A 25,857-nucleotide genomic window follows, 5' to 3' on the forward strand; every position below is an offset into this window, starting at 1 on the left:
GGCGAGCGCCGCTGGGTCACAGGCTCGCGCCAACGTACGCCACCAGGTCACCGAGCCTGTTGGAGTAGCCCCACTCGTTGTCGTACCACGCCGCGACCTTCACCTGGTTGCCGATCACCTTGGTCAGCGGAGCGTCGAAGATCGAGGACGCCGGGTTGGTGACGATGTCGGAGGAGACGATCGGGTCGGTCGAGTAGACCAGGTACTTCCCGTCGGCGGCCTTCTCCATGATCGAGTTGATCTCCTCGACCGAGGTCTCGCGCGAGGCCTCGAAGGAGAGGTCGACGATCGAGCCGGTCGGCACCGGCACGCGCAGCGCGTAGCCGTCGAGCTTGCCCTTCAGCTCCGGGAGCACCAGGCCGATCGCCTTGGCGGCACCGGTCGAGGTGGGCACCACGTTGAGCGCGGCGGCGCGCGCACGACGCAGGTCCTTGTGGATGTTGTCCTGCAGGTTCTGGTCGGCGGTGTAGGCGTGCACCGTGGTCATCAGGCCCTGGTTGATGCCGATGCCCTCGTGCAGCGCCTTCGCCAGCGGCGCCAGGCAGTTGGTGGTGCAGGACGCGTTGGAGATGACCGTGTGGGCCTCGGGGTCGTAGATGTTCTCGTTGACGCCGAGGACGATGGTGGCGTCCTCGTTCTTCGCCGGGGCGGAGATGATGACCTTCTTCGCGCCGCCGTTGTCGACGTGGGCGCGGGCCTTGGTCGCGTCGGTGAAGAAGCCGGTGGACTCGATCACGACGTCGACGCCGAGGTCGGCCCACTTGAGGTTGGCCGGGTCACGCTCTGCGTACGCCTTGATCTCCTTGCCGTCGACGACGATCGCGTCCTCGGTGGCGGACACGTCGGCGCCGAGCGGGCCGAGGATCGAGTCGAACTTCAGCAGCGTCGCGAGGGTTGCGTTGTCGCTGAGGTCGTTGACCCCGACGATCTCGATGTCGAGGTCGGAGGCGCGCACCGCGCGGAAGAAGTTGCGGCCGATCCGGCCGAACCCGTTGATGCCTACTCGAACTGTCACGTGGACTCCTGGTTCGCGTCGAAAAGATTGTGCGCGGGATCACCCGCTGACGCCGACACTACCCAGCCCCTCTGAACAGCGGGAGACTGGGTTGGATCGTTCCAAAAGACGGACGAGTAGCAAACGGCCCGAGCCCCTCGATCAGTCGAGGGGCTCGGGCCGGTTTCAGGTCGTGAATGGTGCTCTCAGGCGTCCTCGGCGAGCATCTCCGCGGTCAGCGACGCCTCGGTGTCGGGGATCCCGAGCTCCTCGGCGCGCTTGTCGGCCATCGCCAGCAGCCGGCGGATCCGGCCCGCGATGGCATCCTTGGTCAGCACCGGGTCGTGCAGCTGGCCGAGCTCCTCCAGAGAGGCCTGCTTGTGCTCCAGTCGGAGCTTGCCGGCCTGGCGCAGGTGGTCGGGGATGTCGTCACCGAGGATCTCCAGGGCGCGCTCGACGCGAGCCCCGGCGGCGACGGCGGCACGCGCCGAACGGCGCAGGTTGGCGTCGTCGAAGTTGGCCAGCCGGTTGGCGGTGGCGCGCACCTCGCGGCGCATCCGGCGCTCCTCCCAGGCCATCAGCGACTCGTGGGCGCCCAGCCGGGTCAGCAGCTGGCCGATCGCGTCGCCGTCGCGGATCACGACGCGGTCCACGCCGCGCACCTCGCGGGGCTTGGCGGAGATGCCGATACGGCGGGCGACGCCGACGAGGGCCAGAGCCGACTCCGAACCCGGGCAGGTCACCTCCATCGAGGAGGAGCGGCCCGGCTCGGTGAGCGAGCCGTGGGCCAGGAACGCCCCGCGCCAGGCGGCGACGGCGTCGCAGGCCCCGCCCGAGACGACGGCAGGCGGAAGGCCCCGCACCGGTCGCCCACGCTGGTCGAGAAGGCCGGTCTGGCGCGCGAGCGCCTCACCGTCCTTGACCACGCGCACGATGTAGCGGCTGCCCTTACGAAGCCCGCTCGCCTGGATGAGAGCCACCTCTGCCTCGTGACCGAAGACGTCGGCGATGTCTCGCTTCAGCCTCCGTGCCGCCAGACCGGTGTCGAGCTCAGCCTCGACCACGATCCTGCCGGCCACGATGTGGATCCCCCCAGCGAACCTCAACGTCGAGGCAACCTCTGCCTTGCGGCAGCATGTCTTGGTGATCTGAGTGGAGGCCAGCTCGGCCTTCACCTGTCCCGTCATCGCCATGCCGGAGAGTCTTTCATTGATGTCAACGACCCTCGAATCGGTTCCACGTCCGGGGCCCCGCTAGCCCGCCCCGATCACCCTCGCGTACGCAGCGGCGAGCCGCTCCGGGTCGTGGCGAGGGGTCCCGTCGCCGACGGCGACGTCGGCGACCTCGACCTGCGCACCGCACTTCTCGGCGACCCGCGACAGCTCGTCGAGGCCGTCGAGGGAGGAGTCGACGAGGACGGTGTGGATGCGGAGGTCGGGGGCGTGCTCGAGGAGGACCGAGAGGTGCTCAGCCGGGCCGAAGCCGGTCGTCTCCCCTGGCTGCTCGCCGAGGTTGAGCACCACCACGATCTTGGCGGAGGTGGCGACCAGGGCCTCGCGCAGGGCGCGGACCATCAGGTGCGGCAGCACGGAGGTGAACCAGGAGCCGGGCCCCAGGAACACCCACTCCGCCTCGCGGATGGCCGCCACCGCGTCGGGGGCGGCGGGCGGGTTGTCGGGGATGAGCCGGATCGACTCGATCATCCCGTCGGTGCTGGCGACCTCGACCTGGCCCTGCACCGAGGTGAGGGCATCAGGAGATCCGGGCACCAGGCCGCGTACGTCGGCGACGATGTCCATCGGCACCAGCGCCATCGGCAGGACCCGGCCCTTGGCGCCCAGCAGGCGGCCCACCCAGTCGAGCGCCTCGACGTGGTCACCGAGCTGCTCCCACAGGCCGACGATCAGCAGGTTGCCGAGGTTGTGGCCGCGCATCTCGCCCTCGCCTGCGAAACGGTGCTGCAGCACCTGCGCCCAGGTGTCGTCCCAGCGGTCGGCGCCGCACAGGGCGGCGAGCGCCATCCGCAGATCACCGGGAGGCAGCACCCCGAACTCGCGGCGCAGCCGGCCGCTCGAGCCACCGTTGTCGGCGACCGTGACGATCGCGGTGAGCTGGTCGACGGTCAGGTCGTCGACCAGCAGTCGCAGCGCGCTCAGCGACGCGTGAAGTCCGTGCCCTCCCCCCAGGGCGACGACAGCCTGGGCATCTGCCCCGGGTCGGTCGGCCCCGGCCACTCTCACTCCCGCCCGAGGTCTCGGTGGATCGCCTTCGCATCCAGGCCGGCATCTCGGAGCCGCCTGGAGATCTCCTCCGCCATCGCCACGCTGCGGTGCTTGCCACCCGTGCACCCGATTGCCACGCGCATGAACCTCTTTCCTTCGTGGAGATAGCCCTTGGTCACTCCGATGAGCACCGGAACATACCCGCTCAGGAACTCCTCCGCACCAGGACGTGAGTAGACGTAGGCGGCGACGTCGGGGTTGTCGCGTCCGTTGCCGTCCTTCAGCTCCGGAACCCAGTGAGGGTTCGGCAGGAACCGCATGTCGGCCATGAAGTCGGCGTCGACCGGGATCCCGTACTTGAACCCGAAGCTCACCACCGACACCTTCAGGGTCGTCCGCTCCGGGGTGCCGAACGCCTCGGCGATCCGGGCGGTCAGCTGGTGCACGTTGAGCTGGGTCGTGTCGATGACCAGGTCGGCGGCGCCACGCAGGCTGGCCAGCACCACCCGCTCGCGCTCGAGCGCGTCCAGCAGCCGCTCGTTGCCCCGCTGCATCGGGTGGGGCCGCCGGGCGGCCTCCTGACGCCGCACGAGCGTGTCGTCGGCGGCGTCGAGGAAGACCAGCGTCGTACGCCGCCCGGTGGCCTTCTTGGCCACGATCTCCTCGAGCTCGGCGAAGAACGAGCCGGAACGTACGTCGGTCACGACCGCCACTGGCTGCTCCGGGCCCCGGGCCGCGTCGACCCGCTCGACGACCTGCGGCAACAGGCTCGGCGGCAGGTTGTCGACGACGTAGTAGCCGAGATCCTCCAGCTCCTTGGCGGCGGTGCTCCGCCCGGCACCGGTCATGCCGGTGATGACGACGACCTCCCCCTTGTGCATGACCTACTCCTCGATGATCTCGCCGGTGGTGACGTTGATGCCGCTAACCTTGCCATTCTTGGCCGTCTGCTCCACAGCGGTCTTGATCGCTGTCGCAGTGGCGGGGCCGATGCCGGGCACCAGGGCGATCTCCTCGGCGGTCGCGGCGCGGAGCTTCTTCAGCGAGCCGAAGTGCTTCATCAGCGTCTTGCGGCGCACCTCCCCGAGCCCGGGTACGTCGTCCAGCAGGCTCTCCACCATCGACTTCGACCGCCGGCCACGGTGGTGGGTGATCGCGAACCGGTGCGCCTCGTCGCGGACCCGCTGCAGCAGGTAGAGCCCTTCCGAGGACCGCGGCAGGATGACCGGGTCCTCCTCGTCCGGCACCCAGACCTCCTCGAGGCGCTTGGCCAGACCTACGACCGGGATGTCGTCGATGCCGAGCTCGGCCAGGGCCCGCTGGGCGGCGGCCACCTGGGGCGCGCCACCGTCGACGACGACCAGGCCCGGGGCGTAGGCGAACTTGCGGGGCCTACCGGTCTCGGGATCGACGAGCATCGGGCCGTTGGCCCCCTCGACGTCCGTCGACACGATCGACGTCGACTGCTCGTCGAGGAGCCGCTTGAACCGCCGGGTGATCACCTCGTGCATCGCCCGGACGTCGTCGGAGCCGTCCTGGCCCTTGATGATGAAGCGCCGATACTCCGACTTACGGGCCAGACCGTCCTCGAAGACCACCATGCTGGCCACGATCTCGGTGCCCTGCAGGTGGGAGATGTCGTAGCACTCGATCCGCAGCGGCACCTCGTCGAGCTCGAGCGCCTCCTGGATCTCCTCCAGCGCCCGATTGCGGGTGGTCAGGTCGCTGGCCCGCTTGGTCTTGTGGAGCGCGAGGGCCTGCTCGGCGTTCTTCGCCACCGTCTCCTGCAGGGTCTTCTTGTCACCGCGCTGCGGGACCCGGATCCGCACCTTCGCCTTGCGGACGTCGGAGAGGAGCTCCTCGAGGGTCTCGTGGTCGGGCGGCAGCGCCGGGACCAGGATCTCGCGCGGGATCGCCTCAGCGTCCTCGCCCGCGTAGAGCTGGAGCAGGAAGTGCTCGACCAGGCCGGCGGTGTCGGCGTCGTCCATCCGGTCGGCGACCCAGCCGCGCTGACCCTTGATGCGGCCGCCGCGTACGTAGAAGATCTGTACGCCGACCTCGAGCGGGTCCTCGGCCAGGGCGATCACGTCGGCGTCGGCGCCGTCGCCGAGCACCACGGCCTGCTTCTCCAGCGCGCGCTGCATCGCGGCCAGGTCGTCACGCAGCCGCGCGGCCTTCTCGAAGTCGAGGGCCTCGGAGGCTGCGTACATCTCCTTCTCGATCCGCTTCGTGAAGGTCGTGGTGTGGCCGGCCATGAAGTCGCAGAAGTCGTCGACGATCTCGCGGTGCTCCTCGGGCGAGATGTTGCCGACGCAGGGCGCGGTGCACTTGTCGATGTAGCCGAGCAGGCAGGGGCGGCCGATCTGCTGGGAGCGCTTGAAGACGCCGTTGCTGCACGAGCGCATCGGGAAGACGCGCAGCAGGATGTCGACGGTCTCGCGGATCGCCCAGGCGTGGCCGTAGGGGCCGAAGTAGCGGGTGCCCTTGCGCTTGGCGCCGCGGCCGACCATCACCCGCGGGAACTCCTCGGAGACGGTGACCGCGAGCCACGGGTAGGACTTGTCGTCGCGGTACTTGACGTTGAACCGCGGGTCGAACTCCTTGATCCAGGTGTATTCGAGCTGGAGCGCCTCGATGTCGTTGTTGACCGTCGTCCACTCGACGCTGGCCGCGGTGGTGACCATCGTCGCCGTACGCGGGTGGAGGCTGGGGATCGGCTGGAAGTAGTTCGCGAGCCGCTGGCGCAGGTTGATCGCCTTGCCGACGTAGATCACCCGCCCCTTGGGGTCGCGGAACCGGTAGACCCCGGGCTGGGTCGGGATGCTCCCAGCTTTCGGGCGATAGCTCTGCGGATCAGGCACGACTCAAACCCTAGTCGTGACCACGGACAGAACCGGTCGGACCGGTCGCGACGGCACGCCCAGCCTCGTCACCAGGCAGATGCACCCTGCTTCGGGCGCCCGCATCACGGGCGCCCGAAGCTCGCCGGGTCAGGGCTGGACGGCACCGGAGACGAGGTCGGCCTTGATCTTGTCGATCGCGGAGACGACGCCGTCGTCCTCGGTGCAGACGATGAGGTCGGTGGCGGCCTCGTCCTGGACGCCGAAGGGCACCTGGGCCGCCTCGAAGGTGTCGTTCAGTACAGCGTTGACGGCGTACTCGAGGGCGTAGCCGGTGTCCTCCTTGACGTAGCCGATGACACCTTCCTCGCTGCCGCACTCCTTCGGCAGCGGGCCGCCGACCATGCTCGCGCCTCTCTCGGCAGCGGCCTGAGCGAGGCCCTGGTGGCCGAGGTTGAGCTGCTGGCCGAGTACGTCGGCACCGGCGGCGAAGTCTGCCAGGCCGGCCTGCTTGGCCTTCGCGACGTCATTGAAGTCGCCGACGTACTGAGGCTCGAGCACCTCGATCGAGGGGACGGCCTTCGTGGCGCCGGCCTCGAACGCCTCGGCGGTCTGGACGATCGCGGGCAACTCCAGGCCGCCGACGAAGGCCACTTTCCCGGTCTTGCTGGACAGGGCGGCCAGCGCGCCGGCCAGATAGCCGCCTTCTGCCTGCCGTGGGTCGTAGTAGGCGAGGTTGTCGAGCGGCTCTGCGTCGGCGGGGCCGCCGATCTCGACGAACTTCACGTCGGGGAAGCTCGGTGCGACCTGGCGTACGACGGCATCGGTCTGGCCACCGTAGGAGACGACGAGGTCAGAACTGCTGGCCAGACGGGTGAGGACCTGCTGGTAGTCGGTCTCAGGAACCTGCTCGGCCTTGCTGAGCTCGACCTGGTCGCCGAGCTCCTTCTCGATGCGCTGGTAGCCGCCGTAGCCCGACTCCATGAACCCGTCGTCGGAGAGGTTGCCGGGGAACATGACACCGACGCGAAGCCCGTCGGGCGAATCTGCTTCGCTCGAGCTGCAGGCGGTGGTGCTGATGGCGAGTCCGGCTGCGAGCAGCGCGGAGAGGAGGACGGTACGCATGGGAATCTCCTTGGAGTCAGTCGTCGACGAGGGCGTCGATGGCAGGTGTGGCGGTGATGTCGGAGGTGAGGACGCCGTCGCGCGCCATGAGCACGCCACGCTTGAACACGAGGTGTCGGGAGGCGCGCGTGACGACTGCCTCCGCCTCGGAACGTGAGTCGAGTACGACGAGGTCGGCCACGTCGCCGACCTCGGTTCCGTGGTCGTCCACGCCGAGCACGGCCGCGCCACCTGTGGTGGCGAGGTCGAGTGCGTGGGCGATGTCCGGGTCCGCATCGAAGGCGTTGCGGTACGCCAGCTGGTGGGCGCGGTCGAGGAGGTCGCCGTTGCCCCACGGCGACCACAGGTCACGGATGCCGTCGCTGCCCAACCCGAGACGTACGCCTGCCGAGGCCAGCGCCAGCACGGGAGCGAGCGGGTCGTTGTGAGCGACGCAGGTGGTCAACGCGATGTCGGCGCTCGCCAGCCGCGCGATCTGCTCGTTCTGCTCGGGGCCGTCGGCCTCGGCCAAGGCGTAGCAGTGGCTGACCGTGACCCGTCCCTGCAGCCCGGCCCGCAGGGTGCGGTCGATGATCATGTCGAGCTCGCGGCGGCCGACCTCATCGTGGTCGTGGAGATGGATGTCGACCGGTACGCCGTGGCGGAGCGCCAGCTCGAAGACGGTCTCGAGATGCCGATCTGCGTCACCGTCGACCCCGACCGGGTCGATCCCGCCGACCACCTGGGCCAGCCCTTCTGAGAGTGCGAGGTCGACCAGAGCGAGGGTGCCCGGGTTCGTGAGCAGGCCGTACTGCGGGAACGCGACCTGCTCGACATCGACCAGCCCGCTGAGCGACGCGCTCGCCTCGGCGACGGCTTCGAATCCGTCGAGGCCGAACTCCGGCGAGACATCGGTGTGGGTGCGCACCCGGGTGGTGCCGGCGGCCACCATCGTCCGGAGCAGCTCGGTGATCCGACGCGCCGACGGCACACCCCAGCGGGCACGGCCCTCACGGGTGTAGGCGATCTTCTCCTCGAGGCCGCTGCCGGCGGTGTTGGGAACCCACGGCCCTGACCAGAGGGTCTTGTCGAGATGACAGTGGGCATCGACGAAGCCGGGTACGACGAGGCGACCGTCGAGGTCGATCTCGGTCCGGCACGGTCGCGGCTCGACGATGCGGCCGCCGGCGAGGTGCAGGTCGCGCAGCTCGCCGGCGATCCCGGCGTTGCGAAGACGGAGGGTCATCGGGCGAGCTCCACCTCGAGACCGACGCCCGCCGCGCGTGCGCGGTCGATGAGCAGGCGTACCCCGGCGAGGTCCTGCAGGCCCACCCCGACGGAGTTGAAGAGTGTGATCGTGTCCTCGCCGCTTCGGCCGGGCACTGTCCCGGCGAGAACGGAGCCCAGCTCGTCAGCGACGTGGTCGCGGTCGACCGCACGCTCGGCGAGCGGGATCATCACGTCGCCGGAGTCGTGCCAGGAGGTGGCGCGGGTGTCGACCACGACCCGTGCCCGTCGGATCCCGGCAGTGTCGATCTCACGGTGGTCGGGTCGTGGCGGGGCACCGACGGCGTTGATGTGCTGACCCGGGCGGAACCAGTCGCCGCGGATGTACGCCTCACGCGACGGGGTGAGGGTGCACACCACGTCGGCGGCGACGAAGACGTCCTCCGCGGCGGGCATCACCTCGGCGTCGTACGCCGCCGCCAGCGATCGTGCCCTCTCGCCGGTTCGGCTCCACACGACGACCCGGTCGAAGTCGTGGACGTGGCGCATCGCCTCGACATGGGCGTGGGCGAGCTCACCGGCGCCGACCAGACCGAGCACCCGGCTGTCGGGGCGGGCCAGGGCGGCGGTCGCGACCGCGGACGTGGCGGCGGTGCGTACCCGGGTCAGGATCGCGCCGTCGACCAGCGCCTCGGGGGTGCCGTCCTCGGCCGACACCGCGAGCACGGCGGAACGCTGGGTGGGCAGGCTCCGGGCGCGGTTGCCGGGCAGGTCGGCGAGGAGCTTGACGGTCGCGAGCCGGTCCGGCTCGGAGACCGCTGCCATCCCGACGAAGGCGCCGTCGCTCCCGGGCCGCTGCATCGACGGCGCCACCGGGACGACTGCTCGCCCGCGTGCCAGGGCGATGTGAGCGCTGCGTACGGCTTCGATGATCGAGGGGTAGTCGATCAGCTTCTCGACGTCGCTGCGAGTGAGGATGAGCATCAGGCACGCGCCTCTCGGGTGAAGGGGATGGCGAGGGAGGTGGGTGACCGACTGGTCCCGGCCAGGCCGCTGACGGCGAGCAGCGCAAGCAGGTACGGGAGCATGAAGAGCACTGCGGTCGGGAGGTCGATGCCGAGGGCCGGAGCCGCGAACTGGAGCGCCTGGGCGATTCCGAAGAAGAGGCAGGCCAGTGCCGTGGGCCAGGCTCGCCACCTGCCCGCGATCACCGCGACGACTGCCAGGTAGCCGGCGCCGGCCGTGATGTTGTCGGTGAAGGCGTGGATGTCGGCCAGTACCAGCTGGGCGCCGGCGAGCCCGGACATGAAGCCGGTCAGGATGACGGCTCCGAAGCGGGTCGCCCTGACACCGAGTCCCGCGCGGTCGGCCGAGACCGCGTCCTCACCGATCGCCATGAGCGCGAGGCCGAGGCCGGTTCGACGTCCGAACAGATAGGCCAGTACGCCGGCGAGCAGAAGTCCGGCAAAGGCCAGGCCACTCTGCTCGAAGAGCGCCGGGCCGAGGACCGGGATGCTGCTCACCCCGGGCAGACCTACCTCGCCGAAGCCCGGGACGCCGCGACCTTCCGAGAACACCAGCCGCGCGGCGTACGTGGTCAGGCCGAGGGCGAGCGCGTTGATCGCGATGCCGGTGACGAGCTGGTCCGCTCGCAGGTGCACGCTCAGGACGGCCTGAAGGACGGCGACCACCATGGCGGCCACCAGGGCGCAGACGACCCCGACGACCGGATCGCCGCTCTGGGCGGCGCCGACCGCGCCGGCGAACGCACCGGTCAGCATCATCCCCTCGACACTGAGGTTGAGGACGCCGGCTCGCTGGCTGATCAACTCCCCCGTCGAGGCGACGAGGAGCGGGACCGCCAGCCGGACACCGCCGTCGAGGAGTTCGGGAAAGGCACTCATGCTGTGGCTCGCTTCCGGAGGATCGCTGCGCCCGCGACGACGAGGATCAACACGCTCTGGATGATCTGGACCGACGACGCCGGGACTCCGGCGGCGACCTGGAGGTTGATCCCTCCCGAGGCGAGGAAACCGAAGGCGACCGCGACTGCGGCGACGGCCACGATCGATCGGCCCGCCAGCAGCCCGACCACGAGCCCGGCGAACCCGAAGCCCGCGGTGAAGCCCTCCTTGAGCACGAACGGCACGGTGCCGACCAGAGTGGCGCCGGCCAGGCCGGCCAGTCCCCCGGCGACGCACAGACTGCTGATCTGCAACCTCATGACCCGGAGGCCGAGGCGGTGTGCGGCGGGCGTGGACTCTCCGACGGCGGTCAGCCGCGTCCCGGTCGGGGTGAGGTTGACCACGACCCACGTCATCGCCAGGACGAGCGCGCCGACGACGATCGCGACGGTGGCCTGGGCTTCGACCGGCCCGACCAGAGGCAGTCGCGCCGGGGTCGCCAGCGGCGAGGACTGCGGCAGCGTGTCGGCCGAGGTGACCGGCTGCCGCAGCAATGCCTCCTCGTGGACGCAGAGTGTGACCAGGCCGAGCCCGACGAAGTTCATCAACAGGGTGGTGATCACCTCGTTGGTGCCACGTACCGCCCGCAACCAGGCGGGAAGCAGAGCCCAGAGCGCACCGCCTGCGAACCCGGCGAGCAGCACGAGGGCGACCCCGAGCACAGCCGGAAGGTTCTCCGGGACCGTCGTGCCGACGACGGTCGCCGAGATCCCGCCTGCCGCCAACTGCCCTTCGCCGCCGACGTTGACCAGCCCCGCCCGGTAGGCAACGGTGAACCCGATCGCGATCAACATCAGGACCGCGGCGATGTTCAGCGCGTTGCCGATGGCGTACGGAGACCCGACCATGCCGTCCCAGAGCACGGCCGTCCCGTCCAGGACGGATGTGCCGCTTCCAGCGATCAGCGCCGCGGCGACCGCCGCCGCGGCGGTGACCGCGAGCAGCCAGGCCAGGGCCGGCGAAGCGGCGATCCGGGCGATCATGCAGCGGCTCCGATCATCAGATTGCCGATCTCGGTGCGCGCCGTGGGCGAGGCCGGGTGCACGGGGCCGACCAAGCGGCCTCGGAAGGCGACGAGGATCCGGTCACACAGGGCGAGCAGCTCGGGAAGCTCGCTGGAGACGACCAACACCGCGGCACCGTTCACCGCGGCTTCTCTGATCTGGCTCAGCACCGCGTCGACGGCGCCGACGTCGAGACCGCGAGTCGGTTGAGCGGCCACCAGGAACCGCAAGGGATCGAGCCCGAGCTCGCGCGCGAGCACGACCTTCTGCTGATTGCCTCCCGACAGGGTGCTCATCGCCGCATCGGGACCGGCTGCACGGATCCCGTGCGCGGCGATCACATCACCCGCCGCCCGGTTCTGCGCCCCACGACGTAGCAGGCCTCGCGTGGTGAAGTCACCCAGCCGACCGAGAAAGAGGTTCTCCGCCACCGACATCGCCGGGATACATCCCTCGAGATGGCGGTCCTCGGGGATCACACCGACACCGGCCGCCGTACGAACCGCGGGCGGCTGGTCGAGCAGATCGACCCCGCCGACGGTGAACCGGCCGGTCGCAGGGCGGGCTCCGCTCAGGGCCGCGACGAGCTCGCTCTGTCCGTTGCCCTCGACGCCGGCGATCCCGACGATCTCCCCGGCGTTCAGGTCGAGGTCCACCCCCTCGAGCACGGTGGCGCCGGCATGGGCGGGGACGTGAAGGTTCTCGATCCGCACGCGAGGCTCTTGACGGAGGGCTCGGAGAGGCCCGACATGGGCGACCGGATCGTGCCCGTCCGCCTGGTCCGGTACGTCCAGGGAGGCGCCGGCCAAGGCGCCGAGCTCGGCGATCGGGCGACCGATCATCATCGAGACCAACCGCTCGCGGCCGAGGTCGGCGATCGCCCCGACGCCGGCGACGCTGCCGCCGCGCAGCACGGTGGCGTTGTCGCCGACGGCCTCGATCTCGGCGAGCTTGTGCGTCACCAGGACGACCGCGCGGCCGTCCGCCGCGATCCGGCGGGTGGTGGACAGCAGCGCCTGGAGCTCATCGGGGCCGAGCACGGCTGTCGGCTCGTCGAGGATCACCAGCCGCGGTTCGCGCAGCAGCGCCTTGACGATCTCCACCGCCTGTCGCTCACCGACGGTGAGATCCGAGGCCAGCGCATCGAGGTCGATGGCCAAGCCGTAGTCGGCCTCGATCCGGGCGACCCCCGCCGCCAGCTCGCGGCGCGGCAGGCGCAGGCGCCGTCCCGCGCCGAGAAGGAGGTTCTCGGCAACCGTGAGTGTGGGGACAAGGCTGAAGTGCTGGTGGACCATTGCCACTCCCGCCCGCAGTGCGTCGACAGGCCGACGGGGGTCGTAGCTCTCGCCGAACAACCGCATCTCGCCGCGGTCAGCGCGGGTCGAGCCGTAGATCAGGTTGCAGAGGGTGGACTTCCCGGCCCCGTTCTCACCGAGGATGCAGTGCACCTCACCGGCCTGTACGACCACGTCGACATCGACGAGCGCCTGGACGGATCCGAACCGCTTCGCAATGTCTTTGAGCTCAAGGGCTGGGGTCATGGCTCCTCCGTTTTCGGTATACCACTAACCAAACCTCGCCAATATTTCGGCTGCATGCCAGCGACGTATCATTGTCGAAAACCGGGTGGCGGGACCGCCCGTGTTCGGCCGCCCGGGAGTAGGCTGGCAGGCGTGAGCAAAGGCGAATCACTGCGCGACTACGCCAGAAATGCCATCCGCGAGCGGATCATGACCGTCGATCTCAAGCCCGGCCAGCGCTTGGTCGAGCGTGAGCTCGCTGCCGAGCTTTCGGTTTCCCGTATACCACTAAGGGAGGCGCTCCGGATGCTCGCGGCCGAGGGACTGGTCCTCCTGATCCCCGGCAAGGGCGCCCTGGTGGCCCCGTTCGGGCCCGAGGACGTCACCCATCTCTTCGACGTACGCGAGGTGCTCGAGTCCCTCGCCGCGCAGCTCGCTGCCACCCGCGCCACCGCGGAGAGGATCAAACCGCTCAACGACTGCTTGGAGCAGTCGCGCGCAGCCATCGCCTCCGACGACACCCAGGGCATCGCCGCAGCCAACGCCGCATTCCACGCAGAGGTTGTCGCCCTGGCCGGCAATCCCTTGCTCAGCTCGATCATGGGGCCGCTCGCTTCGCGGGTCGAGTGGCTCTTCCGGCTCACCGCATCCCGTGACCCACACGTCCAATGCGCCGAGCACGAGGCGATCTTCAACCTGATCGCCTCCGGCAACGCATCCGCGGCCGCCGCCAGCGCCTTCGCCCACATCTCCTCCGGCCGCTCCGAGTCAGTCGCCCTCGCCGCCGAGTGGTCCCACGAGTCCGTCGATCCCGAGAAGGTGGCCCGCAGCCGGCGCAGGCGCCGCGCCGCTACCGAGTGACGCGCCTGCCCGCGCACACGAACGGCGTCCGGCCGGGATGGGGATCCCGGCCGGACGCCGTCGCTGTTGGTCAGCGGACGCGGTCAGCCCAGCAGCTCCACCTCCGAGAGCGTGATCGGCTCACCGGCCGGACCGGTGAACTCGATCCGGATCCGGTTGAACCTCGACTCCGACTCGAGCTTGAACGGACGGGTGGCCTGCTGCAGGTCGAACTTCTCACCCGAGCGCCGGTCGAGGACCTTCCAGTCGGTGCCGTCGTTGGATCCCTTGACGACCCAGCCGCTCGGCGAGCGGCCGTCGGCGCCGTTGGTGAGGGTGTAGAAGGACACCGGCACCTTGGTCCCGGAGAACCGGTACTCCACCCAGCCGTCGCCGGCCACGGTCGTCTGCGTCCCGGAGTCGTTGTCGACCAGCGTCTCGCCGTCGTTCCCGCTGGCCGTCACCGTGCCCTTGCCCGCACCCGACCTGTCGGCGATCGGCCGGGCCGGCTCGGAGCCGGTGGTCAGCGACGGCGGCACGGCGCTCGGCGAGGTGCCCCAGCGCGACGGCCTCGGGCCCATGTCGAACTCGATGGTGCCGCCGTCGGCAAGCTCCTTGTGGGAGACGTACGTCTTGTCCCACGTCTTGCCGTCGATGGTGACGCCCTGGACGTAGATGTTCTTGTTGCTGTTCTTCGGTGCCTTGATCACCAGGTCCTTGCCGCCCTCCAGGTGGAGGGTGGCCTTGGTGAACAGCGGCGAGCCGAGCACGAGGTTCTCGCTGCCCATCTGGAGCGGGTAGAGGCCGAGGGAGGCGAAGAGGTGCCAGGCGGAGGTCTCGCCGTTGTCCTCGTCACCGGCGTAGCCCTGCCCGATCTCGGAGCCGGTGTACATCCGGCGCAGGGTCTCGCGGACGATCTCCTGAGTCTTCCACGGCTGGCCGGTGTAGCTGTACATCCACGGGATGTGGTGGCTGACCTGGTTGGAGAAGCCCCACTGCCCCATGCGTACGTCACGGGCCTCGCGGATCTCGTGGATGATGCCGCCGTAGGAGCCCGGGTACTCCCCCGTCTCCGGGGTTGCGAAGAAGGTGTCCAGCTTCTTCGCGAGCCCGCCGCGACCGCCGTAGAGGTTGGCCAGGCCCTGGCCGTCCTGCGGGGTGTGGAACGCGAAGTTCCACCCGTTGGTCTCGGTGTAGTCGTGGTCGCTGCCCCACACCAGCGGGTTGTAGTCCGCCGGTGACTTCTTGAAGGTGCCGTCGGCGTTGCGGCCCTGGAAGAAGCCCACCTTGGTGTCGAAGGTGTTGACGTAGTTGCGGGCGCGGTTGAGGAAGTACTCCGACTCCTCCTTCAGCCGCTTCCTCTCGGCGCCGGAGATCCCGTCGCGTGCCGCCAGCTTCGCGGCCATGTTCCCGATGCCGTAGTCGTTGATGTAGCCCTCGAGACCCCAGGAGACGCCCTCGCTCACCGCCGCGGGCGTGTAGCCGAGGAACACCGAGGTCTGCATGCCCTTGCGGCCGACGTTGGAGTTGGTCGCCGAGCCCGGCGGACGGACCGTGGCGTTCTTCACGGCGGCCGCGTAGGCGGCCTCCGCGTCGATGCCCTCGACGCCCTTGACGTACGCATCAGCGAAGGAGACGTCCGAGCTGGTCCCGGTCATCAGGTTGGCGTAGCCCGGGGAGGACCAGCGCGAGATCCAGCCGTTGTCCTTGTACTGCTGCACGAAGCCGTTGACCATCTCGGCGGCCTGGCTCGGCTCCAGGAGCGAGTACGCCGCCCAGGTGGTGCGGTAGGTGTCCCAGAAGCCGTTGTTCACATAGACCTTGCCGTCCTTGATCTCGGCCCCGGTGTGGGTGGGCGTGGTGCCCGGCGGGTTGGTGTCACCGGAGGTGGACTGCACGGCGTGCTTCCACACCGGCGCGTCCTCGGTGCCGGTGTTCTCGTGGCCCGAGTTGGGGTAGAGGAACAGCCGGGCGAGGTTGGAGTAGACGGTGGTCCTCTGCTCCTTGGTCGCGCCCTGGATGTCGAGGACGTCGAGCTTGTCCTGCCACAGCGCCTTCGCCTTCTCCTTCACCGTGTCGAAGGAGTCGTCGGCGACCTCGAGCTCGAGGTTCCTCTTCGCCTGGTCGATGCCGATCAGGCTGGTGGCGATGCGCATCGTCACGGTCCGGTCCGTACCGGCGTCGAACTCGAGGTGGCCCTGTACGTTGGGGCGCTCGCCGCCGGCGTACTTGCCGCCGCCGGTGACGGGCTGGTCGAAGGTCGCGTAGACGTACATCCGGGTGGCGCCGTTGGACAGGCCGCTGCGGGTGTCGGTGAAGCCCTGCAGGGTGCCCGCGGCCGGGTCGAGGGTCAGGCCGCCGTCGTTGTTGACGTTGTCGAACACCAGGCTCGCATCGTCGCCGGGGTAGGTGAACCGGAACACGGCGGCATGGTCGGTCGGTGCGATCTCGGCGCTCTGGCCGTTGTCGAAGCCGACCTTGTAGTAGTAGGGCCGGGCGGTCTCGTTGTCGTGCTCGAAGGTGAGCGCACGGGCCCTACGCCCCGGGTCGGGGACGCCCTCGGCGGACGACGGCATCACCTGGAAGGTCTGCCGGTCCCCCATCCACGGGCTGGTCTCGTGGCTCAGGGTCAGCGCCTGCAGGCTGGTCCGGTTCTGGGCGTCGTTGTCCTGGTGGTAGCGGTAGAACCAGGACAGCGAGCCGGCGTTGGTCATCGGCGCCCAGAAGTTGAAGCCGTGCGGGACCGCGGTGGCCGGGATGTTGTTGCCGCGCGAGAAGCTGCCGCTGGACTGGGTGCCACGGGTCGTGACGGCGTAGTCGACGCGGCTGGTGGGCTGCGGTTCGTCCGGGGCAGCCGTGATCGCGATGTCGTCGTACCAGCCACGGAACTTCGTCGGGCCGCTCGGGGCGTCGACGGCGACCAGGATGCGGTCGATCGTCCTGCCCGCCGCGACCTCGCCGATGACGGAGGTCTTCTTGTTCCACTGGTTGGTGTAGAGCGACTTCGACTCGCCCTGACCCTTCGGCGACAGTACGTAGCCCTGCGCGTCGAGCGCGCCCAGCTCGGAGAGCAGGGTGCCGTCGGTGAAGGCCAGGTCCACCGCCGTGTAGGTGCTCGGGTAGCTCAGGTCGCCCTCGATGAACTCCGGGAAGACCAGGTAGGACAGCTCGGTCTCCTTGCCGACCGGGATGTCGACGTCGAAGACGCGGTTGTAGGAGTGGCCCTTGTCGGCCGTGATCTTGCCGGCGTACTCGAAGGCGTGCACCCCGGTGAAGCCGACCTTCGACTTCGCGGCGTACGCCGAGGCGGGGCCGTCGTCGGGGTGGCTGGTCATGTTCTTCAGCGGTGGCGGGGGCTCGGAGCCGTCGGAGAGCTGCCACTCGGCGAGCTGGATGATGCCACCGCTCTGGTTGGCGGAGATGTCGATGCGGTAGTGGGCGTAGGCCTGCGGCGAGGCGATCTCGAACTCTCGCGTCTGGAAGCGCTCGTTCCAGGACTGGCCGGTGCGGGTGTCGACGGTCGTCCAGGTCTGGCCGTCGGTGGACCCCTGGATCACCCAGTCCTTGGGGTCACGCTCGGCCGCGTCGTTGGCCGAGGTGAGGGCGTACCTGACGACGTTGACGGGCTGGTCGAGCTTGATCTGCACCCAGCCGGTGGTCGCGAAGGTGAGCCACTTGGTGTTGATGTCACCGTCGACGAGCTCGGCGGCACCCTCACCGGAGCCGGTGTTCTCCCCGCTCGCGGTGACGCCGGTGATGTGCTCGGAGATGTCGCCCGGGATGCCGAAGGCGTCGGGTCCGGCGACGTTCGCGGTGCGCGGGGTGCCGTCCTCGTCGGTGTCGACGAGATCGGCCCAGGTCGGCTGGGGGTCGTCCTCCTCGAACGAGGTCGTCCAGTCACCGCCTTCCGCGGCCTGCTGGGGGTCGGCGGTGTCGCTCTTCGGAGCGGACGGCTCGGGTGACTCAGGGGTCGCGAGCGCGGGTGCGGTGCCGCTCATCCCGACCATCAGTGCCGCCGTCGCGGCGATCATCGCGGCCAGGCGGGCAGCCCGGCCTCGGGTTCTGGGTGGTGCGTCCCAACGGTGCATCGGTGTGATCTCCTTCACATGGGGGCCATCCCAGATGGAACCGGGTCATGACAACGTTGTCAACGCGTTTGTGCAGGATTTACGCGGACGATCTCGGATCACCCCGTGATTTGGACCGATATGCGAGAAGAATCGCGACATCGTTGTCACGCTCGGATCTGCGTCTACGCTGAGCACGTGGCATCACCCCCGTCCGACCAGACCCGTCAACAGCGCCGCCCGACCATGAAGGATGTCGCGGCGGCGGCCGGGGTGAGCCTGAAGACCGTCTCACGGGTGGTCAACGGCGAGTCCAACGTCAACGACGACCTCCGGGCATCGGTGCTCGAGTCGATCGCGCAGCTCGGGTTCCGGCGCAATGCCAGCGCCCGCGACCTCCGGCAAGGACGGTCGGGCACCGTCGGGTTGCTGCTCGAAGACGTCGCCGACCCCTTCTACTCGATCCTGTCCCGCGCGGTCGAGGACGTCGCCCGGGAGCACGGGACGATGGTCTTCGCCGGATCCTCGGCGGAGGATGCCGACCGGGAGCGCGAGCTCGCGCTCGCCTTCTGCGAGCGGCGCGTCGACGGTCTGATCATCGTGCCGGCGGGGACGAGCCACTCCTATCTCCTCCCCGAGATGCGGGCCGGCATCCCGGTCGTGTTCGTCGACCGCCCGCCCGGCGACATCGAGGCCGACATGGTCCTCACCGACAACCTCGGCGGCAGCCGGCGCGGAGTGGAGCACCTCCTCTCCCACGGGCATCGCCGTATCGGCTTCATCGGCGACGCGCCCGAGATCTACACCGCCGGCGAGCGGCTTCGCGGCTACCGCGAGGCACTGGAGTCCGCCGGGGTCCCCTTCGCCGACGAGCTCGTCACCCAGGCACGGCCGTCGCCAGACTCGACCGCTGCCGCACTGGACCGACTGCTCGCCGGGCCGTCACCGGCGACCGCGCTGCTCTGCGGCAACAGCCGCACCACCGTCAGCGTGCTGCGCGAGCTCGCCCGGCGCTCGACCCGACTGGCGCTCGTCGGATTCGACGACGTCGAGCTCGGCGACCTCCTCCAGCCCGGCCTCACCGTCATCGCCCAGGACCCCGGCGCCATGGGCGCGGCCGCCGCACGGCTGCTCTTCCAGCGCATCGCCGGCGACACCGCCGGCCCGCCACAGACGGTCACCATCGGCGCTCGGCTGATCCCTCGCGGCTCCGGCGAGCTACGCCCAAGGCCCACTGACGCCCACCCGCCGAGGGGCTGAATTTCCCTTGACGGCGAAATCTCGCCGCTCCTAGGTTCTCGGTGAACACGCCCTGCGCGGGTTGCCGCAGTTCGCGCCTGTCCCGATCTCGATGAGGAGTGGCACCGATTAAGATGGTCTCGGGAAGGCATCGGTTGCTCGCAATCGTCGTCTTTGTAGCAACGTTCGCGGGCTCCTTGGTCCTGGTGGCGCCGGCAGCCCAAGCCGTCACGTTCGCGCCGCGGGTAATCACCGGGATCCCGGCGGCACCTCGGCCTGGGCAGACGGTCTATCAGAAGGTGGTCCGGCTGGAGACCGTCACTGAGCAGGTAACGGCAGGGCAGACCGCCTATCTCTACTCCAAGCTGAATGCGTACGACTCCGCACACGTCAACCTGGTGGACAACGAGGTCATCTGCTCCGGCGCAGGTTCGGGAAGCGCCGTGATGGGCGAGAACATCGACCCGCCGACCGGGCTCGAGGACCGGCAGTCCATCTCGATCATCACCCGGCTCCTGGTCCAGGCGACCAGCAGCGGCACGATGACCTGCAGCATCTATCTGAGGACCATCTCCCTGAGCCCCAACGTGTCCTCGATGACGGTGAGTGGCGAGCTGAGGTTCGCCGGGACAGACATCAAGGAGGATGCCTCGGGCCAACCGATCCAGGTCGCTGAACCGGCCGGTCCGCCGACGACGCTGACGAAAGAGCTCTACGTCTCCAAGCTCGACCGCACGCTGCCGACCGACTACACCGAGGTCGCCGTCATCGCAGACACGGAGTTCCAGTCATGCTGGCCCGACGACGCCGATGGGAACCAGGAGCCGGACTGCGAATCCTCGGACACCTCGGTGGCCCGGTTCACCCTGTCCGTACGCCTGATGAACGGGAGCACCGTATGCGCGTCGGCGCCGATCGCGCGGACCGACGTGGCGGTGAACGATCAGACGCACCACAAGGCCATCCCGCTCTACACGAAGGTGAGCCGGGTGGCGGGGTGCGACCGCCTTTATGCCTACGTCAAGGCCGAGTACCTCTCCGGCCACACCGGCGGCATCCAGGGAACGACGCCTCCCCTCACCGACGAGACGCCGCCAGACCCCACCCACAGGTCCTGGATGACGCACGCCTTCGCGGTGCCCAGCTGACATCCACACTCTGGGGGAAATCTGGCCGTGCCACACTGGGTTTTAAAGTCTAGTGGTCTAGTATGGTTATGTGCCTTGTCGTGACCGCTATGGATACGCACTGACCACCAGTGACGAAGCCGCCCTCGCCTACTCCCAGGGGCTGCTCGACGTGCTTCGCCTGCGTGACGGCGCGCTGTCCTCGTTCGCGGCCTCGATCGTCCTCGACCCGACCTTCGCGCTCGGCCACGCCGCGCTCGCCCTGCTCGGACACGAGATGTGCGCTCCCGTCGACGTCGCCGCGCGCCTGCGTCAGGCCCGGCTCCACGCCCAGCGGGCGACCGAGCGGGAGCGCAGCCACGTCCACGCGATCGACGCACACATCGGTGGCAACCCGCGGCCGCTGATCGACCATCTGGCAGCCTTCCCGCGCGACGCTCTGCTCCTGTCGACCGCGGTGCCGACCATCGCCTTCGCGGGCGCCACCGAGGTGCCGGAGGAGGCGTGGGCGATCGTAGAGCGCGCCGCGCCCGCCTACGGCGACGACTGGTGGTTCACCGGCCTGCTCGCGTTCGTACGTCAGGAGCAGCGCCGCTTCGAGGACGCGATGTCGCTCTCCTGCGCATCGCTGGCGGTGGAGCCCGGCGCCGGCCACTCCGCCCACGCCCGCGCGCACGCACACTACGAGACCGGCGACCACGAGGCGGGTCTGTCCTGGATGTCGTCGTGGGTCCTCGGCGACGGCGCCGAGATCGACTCCCTCTCCCACTTCTCCTGGCACGCCGCGCTCCATGAGCTCTCGCTCGGCGACCTGGAGGCCGTACGCCGCCGCTACGAGACCCAGCTCCAGCCCGGCCACGCGCTGGGCTGCCGGGCGCTGGTCGACTCCGGGTCGCTGCTGTTCCGTTGGGCCCTCACGCCGGGCGCGCACGACGTCCCCGACATCGCCGAGGTCGTACGTGTCACCGGCCGCGAGACGATGACCCGGCCCGCCACCCCGTTCCTGGCCATGCACACCGCGGTCACCCACCTCGCCACCGGCGACGCCGGTGCGCTCGACGAGCTGAGGTCGTGGGCCGCCGGGCACGTACACCCGACCATGGCCACCGTCGTCTCCCCGCTCGCCGAGGCGCTGGGGCTGATGGCCCGCGACGAGAACTCGGCCGCCGCCGACCGGCTCGCCCTCCTCGCGCCCTCGATCCGCCGGCTCGGCGGTTCGGACGCGCAGCGGGAGATCATCGAGGAGGCCCGCATCGCTGCGCTGCTCCGCGCCGACCGCTGGGACGAGGCCCGGGTGCTCCTCGATGCGCGCCTGGACCGCCGGCGCTCGCCGCGCGACGAGCTGTGGCGTGCACAAGCGCTCGCCCGGACCTGATCCTTCGAGGAGCCTCCGCGCGGGCGACCTCTCAGCTGGGGACGATCTCTCCGTCGATCACCTCGAAGGCGACCTCCTCCAGCGGGCTCTCCGCGGGACCCTGTGCCACCGAGCCGTCCTCGATCGAGAAGCGGCTGCCGTGGCAGGGGCAGTCGATGGTGCCGCCGGCGACCTTCGTGACCGGGCAGCTGCGGTGGGTGCAGATCGCGGAGAAGACCTTGAACGTGCCCTCGGTCGGCTGGGTGGCCACCAGGTTGCGGTCGGCGACGATCACTCCCCCGCCGACCGGGACCTCGCTCGTCGCGACGAGCGGGCCGCCTTCCTTGGACCCGGACCCGCCGCCACTGCCGGAGCCGCCGGAGTCGCTGCCGCCGCACGCTGCGAGGAGCGGGACACCGACGACCGTGACCGCGGCCCCGCCTACGACCTTCCGGCGGGTGATTCGAGATTCACTCATGCCGCCCAGAATAGGCACCCCGCAGAGCGACGTCGCTCGCCGAGCGCAAACCTTCAGGCAAATCTCGGACTCGGGGTCAGGACGCGCTGACCTTCTTCCGGGCCGCCGGCTTCTTCTTGGCCGCCGTCTTCTTGGCCGGAGCAGCCTTCGCCTTCACCGGCTTGGCCGGTGGCTGCTCGGCGGCCCTACCGTCCAGCAGCGGCGCGAGGAAGCTGCCGGTGTGGCTGCCGGGGGTCGCCGCGACGGTCTCGGGGGTGCCCTCGGCGATCACGGTGCCGCCTCGGTTGCCGCCCTCCGGGCCCATGTCGATGATCCAGTCGGCGGTCTTGATGACGTCGAGGTTGTGCTCGATCACCAGCACGGTGTTGCCCTTGTCGACGAGCGAGGAGAGCACGCCGATGAGCTTGCGGATGTCCTCGAAGTGGAGACCCGTGGTCGGCTCGTCGAGGACGTAGAGCGTCTTGCCGGTCGAGCGCTTCTGCAGCTCGGCGGAGAGCTTGACCCGCTGCGCCTCACCACCGGACAGGGTGGTCGCCGGCTGGCCGAGGCGCACGTAGCCCAGGCCGACCTCGACCAGGGTCTTCATGTGACGCGCGATCGCGGGGACGGCGGCGAAGAACTCGACCGCCTCCTCGATCGGCATGTCGAGCACCTCGGCGATCGACTTGCCCTTGTAGTGCACCTCGAGCGTCTCGCGGTTGTAGCGCGCCCCGTGGCAGACCTCGCAGGGCACGTAGACGTCGGGCAGGAAGTTCATCTCGATCTTGATCGTGCCGTCACCCGAGCAGGCCTCGCAGCGGCCGCCCTTGACGTTGAACGAGAACCGGCCCTGCAGGTAGCCGCGCATCTTGGCCTCCGGGGTGGAGGCGAAGAGCTTGCGGATGTGGTCGAAGACGCCGGTGTAGGTGGCCGGGTTGGACCGCGGCGTACGCCCGATCGGGGACTGGTCGACGTGGATCACCTTGTCGACGGTGTCCAGGCCGGAGATCTTGGTGTGCCGGCCCGGGACGGTGCGGGCGCGGTAGAACTCCTTGGCCAGCGCGGTGTAGAGGATGTCGTTGACGAGCGTCGACTTGCCCGAGCCGGAGACGCCGGTGACCGCGAGGAAGAGGCCCAGCGGGAAGGTGACGTCGATGTCCTTGAGGTTGTTCTCGCGGGCCCCGTGGACGGTCAGCTCGCGCCCTGCGGTGCGCGGACGGCGCACGGCCGGGACGGCGATCTCGCGGCGGCCCGCCAGATACTGGCCGGTCACCGACTGCTCGTTGGCGAGCAGCTCCTTCACCGTGCCGGAGTGGATCACCTGACCGCCGTGCTCACCCGCACCGGGACCGATGTCGACGACCCAGTCGGCGACCTTGATGGTGTCCTCGTCGTGCTCGACGACGATGAGCGTGTTACCCAGGCGCTTGAGCCGCTCGAGGGTCTCGATCAGGCGGTGGTTGTCGCGCTGGTGCAGGCCGATGGACGGCTCGTCCAGCACGTAGAGGACGCCGACCAGCCCGGAGCCGATCTGGGTGGCCAGCCGGATCCGCTGGGCCTCACCGCCGGAGAGCGAGCCCGAGGGGCGCTCCAAGGAGAGGTAGTCGAGACCGACGTCGAGGAGGAAGCGCAGCCGCGCCTGGATCTCCTTGAGCACCTGCTCGGCGATCTGCCGCTCCCGGCCGGTGAGCTCGACCCGGTCGAGCCACTCGGCGGCCTCGTTGATCGGCAGCGCGCAGAGCTCGGCGATGTTGAGGCCGCCCTCGCTCCGCTCGCCCAGGGTCACCGACGTGGAGACGGGCTTGAGCCGGGTGCCCTTGCAGGTCGGGCACGGCACCTGCCGCATGTAGCCCTCGAAGCGCTCCCGGGTCGTGTCGGACTCGGCCTCCTTGTGGCGGCGCTCGACCCAGCGGCGTACGCCCTCGAACTCGGCGTCGTAGGAGCGGCGGCGGCCGTAGCGGTTGACCGAGACCACGTGCACCTTGCGTCCGTGACCGTCGAGGATCGCCTTCTGCCCGGCGGCCGGGATCGCGTCCCACGGGGTGTCGAGATCGAAGCCGAGCTCACCGCCGAGCGCCTCCAGGAGACGGAGGAAGTATTCGGCGACGTGGGCCTGTGACCAGGGCTGCAGCGCGCCCTCGGCCAGCGTGGCGGCCGGGTTGGGCACGACCAGCTCGGGGTCGACCTCCATCCGGGTGCCGAGACCGGTGCAGGCGGGGCAGGCACCGAAGGGCGAGTTGAAGGAGAACGACCGCGGCTCGAGCTCGTCGGTGTCGAGCAGGTGGTCGTTGGGGCACGACATCCGCTCGGAGAACTTCATCTGCTCGCCGGTGTCGACGAAGTCGAAGACGACCAGGCCGCCGGCCAGCTCCAGCGCGGTCTCGACCGAGTCGGTCAGCCGCCGCTTGGAGGACTCCTTGACCTGGAGCCGGTCGATGACCACCTCGATGGTGTGCTTCTTCTGCTTCTCCAGCTTGGGCGGCGCGTCGAGCTGGTGGATCTCGCCGTCCACGCGCACTCGCGAGTAGCCCTGCTGCTGGAGCTGGCTGAAGAGCTCGACGTACTCTCCCTTGCGCGCCCGGATCACCGGGCTGAGCACCTGGAAGCGGCGTCCCTCCTCGAGGGTGAGCACGTGGTCGACGATCTGCTGCGGCGTCTGCCGCTCGATCGGCGCACCACAGGTCGGGCAGTGCGGACGTCCGGCACGGGCGTAGAGGAGACGCAGGTAGTCGTAGACCTCGGTGATGGTGCCGACCGTCGAGCGCGGGTTCTTCGAGGTCGACTTCTGGTCGATCGACACCGCCGGGGAGAGCCCCTCGATGAAGTCGACGTCGGGCTTGTCCATCTGACCCAGGAACTGGCGAGCGTACGCAGAGAGCGACTCGACGTAGCGACGCTGGCCCTCCGCGAAGATGGTGTCGAACGCGAGGCTCGACTTCCCACTTCCGGACAGGCCGGTGAACACGATCATCGAGTCCCGAGGCAGGTCGAGGGAGACATCCTTCAGGTTGTGCTCCCGGGCTCCCCGGATGATCAGCTGCTGCTCCGCCACGTTCTTTCCTCGTCCAGTGCTATCGCATCGCGCTACCGCGTCGAACAGATGTTCGCATCATACGACGCTGGGAAGACTCCCAGACGGCACCCTCTCACGGAGCACCGACATTTTACTTCTGACCGTGTCCGACGTGCTTGCATAGGCGCATGAGCGATGCCCCTACCACTTATACAGGCGCGGTGAAACCGGGCGGCCCGGCCGACGTGCGCGAGCTCGGCGGACTGACCCTCACCAAGGTTGCCGTCGACGCGCAGATGTCCAACAACTGCTACCTGCTGCGGTGCCGATCCACCGGCGAGCAGCTGCTCGTCGACGCTGCCGCCGAGCCGGAGACCCTGCTCCCCCTCGTCGGCGAGAACCTGGCCACCGTCGTCACCACCCACCAGCACTGGGACCACCATCGCGCCCTCGCGGACGTCGTCGAAGCGACCGGCGCGGCGACTCTCGCCGGGGAGCCCGACGCGGCCGCGATCACGGAGGCCACCGGCGTACCCATCGCTCGCACGCTCTCCCACGGCGACACCGTCGCCGTCGGCGACTGCACCCTCGAGGTGATCGCGCTTCGCGGGCACACCCCAGGCTCGGTCGCGTTGCTCTACCGCGACCCGGAGGGCACGCCCCATCTGTGGACGGGCGACAGCCTCTTCCCCGGCGGCGTCGGAAACACCCAGCAGGATCCCGTACGTTTCACCCAGCTGCTCGACGACGTCGAGCAGCGCATCTTCGCCACCCTCCCCGACGACACCTGGTTCTACCCGGGCCACGGCGACGACTCCACCCTCGGCGCCGAGCGCCCCCATCTCGCCGAGTGGCGCGAGAGGGGCTGGTGACCGGGACGAGCGG

The 25,857-nt window shown here is 69.5% G+C and carries 19 protein-coding genes; 5 read left to right on the forward strand and 14 right to left on the reverse strand.

Annotated features, from left to right (window positions below; all coding sequences use genetic code 11):
• Positions 1-16: 16 nt before the first annotated feature.
• The 11 genes from gap to ACWZJV_RS03200 all read right to left on the reverse strand — a co-directional run bounded on the left by gap (position 17) and on the right by ACWZJV_RS03200 (position 12,896).
• Positions 17-1,015, reverse strand: a complete 999-nt coding sequence (gap, locus tag ACWZJV_RS03150; protein WP_008357161.1) for a type I glyceraldehyde-3-phosphate dehydrogenase — start codon at positions 1,013-1,015, stop codon at positions 17-19.
• A 185-nt stretch (positions 1,016-1,200) separates the two neighbouring features.
• Positions 1,201-2,187, reverse strand: coding sequence for a DNA-binding protein WhiA (gene whiA, locus ACWZJV_RS03155; RefSeq protein WP_008357163.1), 987 nt, complete (start codon positions 2,185-2,187; stop codon positions 1,201-1,203).
• Between the two features lie 60 nt (positions 2,188-2,247).
• Positions 2,248-3,228 (reverse strand): gluconeogenesis factor YvcK family protein, encoded by a 981-nt coding sequence (locus ACWZJV_RS03160; RefSeq protein WP_008357167.1) that lies wholly within the window; start codon positions 3,226-3,228, stop codon positions 2,248-2,250.
• Positions 3,229-3,230: 2 nt separating this feature from the next.
• Positions 3,231-4,097 carry an RNase adapter RapZ gene (gene rapZ / locus ACWZJV_RS03165; protein ID WP_008357169.1) on the reverse strand — a complete coding sequence of 289 codons (867 nt, stop codon included), beginning with the start codon at positions 4,095-4,097 and terminating at the stop codon, positions 3,231-3,233.
• A gap of 3 nt (positions 4,098-4,100) precedes the next feature.
• Entirely contained in the window at positions 4,101-6,077 is a 1,977-nt protein-coding gene (uvrC, locus tag ACWZJV_RS03170; RefSeq protein WP_040755109.1) for an excinuclease ABC subunit UvrC, read from the reverse strand.
• Positions 6,078-6,206: 129 nt separating this feature from the next.
• Positions 6,207-7,181, reverse strand: a complete 975-nt coding sequence (locus tag ACWZJV_RS03175) for a BMP family protein (RefSeq protein WP_457180197.1) — start codon at positions 7,179-7,181, stop codon at positions 6,207-6,209.
• Between the two features lie 16 nt (positions 7,182-7,197).
• A complete protein-coding gene (locus ACWZJV_RS03180; protein ID WP_457180198.1) occupies positions 7,198-8,406 on the reverse strand; it encodes an amidohydrolase in 1,209 nt (402 codons plus the stop codon).
• The gene (locus ACWZJV_RS03185; protein WP_457180199.1) at positions 8,403-9,371 is read right to left on the reverse strand and encodes an ornithine cyclodeaminase family protein; all 969 of its coding nucleotides are present in this window, start codon (positions 9,369-9,371) and stop codon (positions 8,403-8,405) included. The genes ACWZJV_RS03180 and ACWZJV_RS03185 overlap by 4 nt, the downstream gene beginning before the upstream one ends.
• A complete protein-coding gene (locus tag ACWZJV_RS03190; RefSeq protein WP_457180200.1) occupies positions 9,371-10,291 on the reverse strand; it encodes an ABC transporter permease in 921 nt (306 codons plus the stop codon). The genes ACWZJV_RS03185 and ACWZJV_RS03190 overlap by 1 nt, the downstream gene beginning before the upstream one ends.
• Positions 10,288-11,334: an ABC transporter permease gene (locus ACWZJV_RS03195; RefSeq protein WP_457180201.1), complete on the reverse strand. Its 1,047-nt coding sequence runs from the start codon at positions 11,332-11,334 to the stop codon at positions 10,288-10,290. The genes ACWZJV_RS03190 and ACWZJV_RS03195 overlap by 4 nt, the downstream gene beginning before the upstream one ends.
• Positions 11,331-12,896 carry an ABC transporter ATP-binding protein gene (locus ACWZJV_RS03200; protein WP_457180202.1) on the reverse strand — a complete coding sequence of 522 codons (1,566 nt, stop codon included), beginning with the start codon at positions 12,894-12,896 and terminating at the stop codon, positions 11,331-11,333. The genes ACWZJV_RS03195 and ACWZJV_RS03200 overlap by 4 nt, the downstream gene beginning before the upstream one ends.
• Positions 12,897-13,028: 132 nt before the next feature.
• Between ACWZJV_RS03200 and ACWZJV_RS03205 the strand changes: the two genes are divergently transcribed.
• Positions 13,029-13,736, forward strand: a complete 708-nt coding sequence (locus ACWZJV_RS03205; RefSeq protein WP_457180203.1) for a GntR family transcriptional regulator — start codon at positions 13,029-13,031, stop codon at positions 13,734-13,736.
• An 83-nt stretch (positions 13,737-13,819) separates the two neighbouring features.
• Here the strand turns inward: ACWZJV_RS03205 and ACWZJV_RS03210 are convergent, their stop codons facing one another.
• Entirely contained in the window at positions 13,820-17,803 is a 3,984-nt protein-coding gene (locus ACWZJV_RS03210; protein WP_457180204.1) for a GH92 family glycosyl hydrolase, read from the reverse strand.
• 177 nt (positions 17,804-17,980) lie between these two features.
• Between ACWZJV_RS03210 and ACWZJV_RS03215 the strand changes: the two genes are divergently transcribed.
• From ACWZJV_RS03215 to ACWZJV_RS03225, 3 genes are all read left to right on the forward strand, one after another.
• On the forward strand, positions 17,981-19,042 hold the full coding sequence (locus ACWZJV_RS03215) for a LacI family DNA-binding transcriptional regulator (RefSeq protein WP_457180205.1): 1,062 nt from the start codon (positions 17,981-17,983) through the stop codon (positions 19,040-19,042).
• A gap of 134 nt (positions 19,043-19,176) precedes the next feature.
• A complete protein-coding gene (locus ACWZJV_RS03220) occupies positions 19,177-20,169 on the forward strand; it encodes a hypothetical protein (RefSeq protein ID WP_457180206.1) in 993 nt (330 codons plus the stop codon).
• 70 nt (positions 20,170-20,239) lie between these two features.
• The gene (locus ACWZJV_RS03225; protein ID WP_457180207.1) at positions 20,240-21,523 is read left to right on the forward strand and encodes a pyridine nucleotide-disulfide oxidoreductase; all 1,284 of its coding nucleotides are present in this window, start codon (positions 20,240-20,242) and stop codon (positions 21,521-21,523) included.
• A gap of 31 nt (positions 21,524-21,554) precedes the next feature.
• On the opposite strand, the gene ACWZJV_RS03230 is transcribed toward ACWZJV_RS03225, so the two are convergent.
• Together ACWZJV_RS03230 and uvrA are read right to left on the reverse strand one after the other, a co-directional pair.
• On the reverse strand, positions 21,555-21,980 hold the full coding sequence (locus tag ACWZJV_RS03230; RefSeq protein WP_457180208.1) for a Rieske (2Fe-2S) protein: 426 nt from the start codon (positions 21,978-21,980) through the stop codon (positions 21,555-21,557).
• 76 nt (positions 21,981-22,056) lie between these two features.
• Positions 22,057-25,011, reverse strand: coding sequence for an excinuclease ABC subunit UvrA (gene uvrA, locus ACWZJV_RS03235; protein WP_457180209.1), 2,955 nt, complete (start codon positions 25,009-25,011; stop codon positions 22,057-22,059).
• A gap of 149 nt (positions 25,012-25,160) precedes the next feature.
• On the opposite strand from uvrA, the gene ACWZJV_RS03240 reads away from it, so the two are divergent.
• Positions 25,161-25,844, forward strand: a complete 684-nt coding sequence (locus ACWZJV_RS03240; RefSeq protein ID WP_457180210.1) for an MBL fold metallo-hydrolase — start codon at positions 25,161-25,163, stop codon at positions 25,842-25,844.
• Positions 25,845-25,857: the final 13 nt, after the last annotated feature.

This window comes from Nocardioides sp. WG-D5 (genome assembly GCF_054031175.1).

Bases quoted from the DNA above. Each gene is read 5' to 3' on its own strand.
- whiA (WP_008357163.1), bottom strand. From the start codon at position 2,187: ATGGCGATGACGGGACAGGTGAAGGCCGAGCTGGCCTCCACTCAGATC.
- ACWZJV_RS03175 (WP_457180197.1), bottom strand. From the start codon at position 7,181: ATGCGTACCGTCCTCCTCTCCGCGCTGCTCGCAGCCGGACTCGCCATC.
- ACWZJV_RS03180 (WP_457180198.1), bottom strand. From the start codon at position 8,406: ATGACCCTCCGTCTTCGCAACGCCGGGATCGCCGGCGAGCTGCGCGAC.
- ACWZJV_RS03240 (WP_457180210.1), top strand. From the start codon at position 25,161: ATGAGCGATGCCCCTACCACTTATACAGGCGCGGTGAAACCGGGCGGC.
- rapZ (WP_008357169.1), bottom strand. From the start codon at position 4,097: ATGCACAAGGGGGAGGTCGTCGTCATCACCGGCATGACCGGTGCCGGG.
- ACWZJV_RS03210 (WP_457180204.1), bottom strand. From the start codon at position 17,803: ATGCACCGTTGGGACGCACCACCCAGAACCCGAGGCCGGGCTGCCCGC.
- ACWZJV_RS03195 (WP_457180201.1), bottom strand. From the start codon at position 11,334: ATGATCGCCCGGATCGCCGCTTCGCCGGCCCTGGCCTGGCTGCTCGCG.
- ACWZJV_RS03230 (WP_457180208.1), bottom strand. From the start codon at position 21,980: ATGAGTGAATCTCGAATCACCCGCCGGAAGGTCGTAGGCGGGGCCGCG.
- ACWZJV_RS03190 (WP_457180200.1), bottom strand. From the start codon at position 10,291: ATGAGTGCCTTTCCCGAACTCCTCGACGGCGGTGTCCGGCTGGCGGTC.
- ACWZJV_RS03200 (WP_457180202.1), bottom strand. From the start codon at position 12,896: ATGACCCCAGCCCTTGAGCTCAAAGACATTGCGAAGCGGTTCGGATCC.
- ACWZJV_RS03185 (WP_457180199.1), bottom strand. From the start codon at position 9,371: ATGCTCATCCTCACTCGCAGCGACGTCGAGAAGCTGATCGACTACCCC.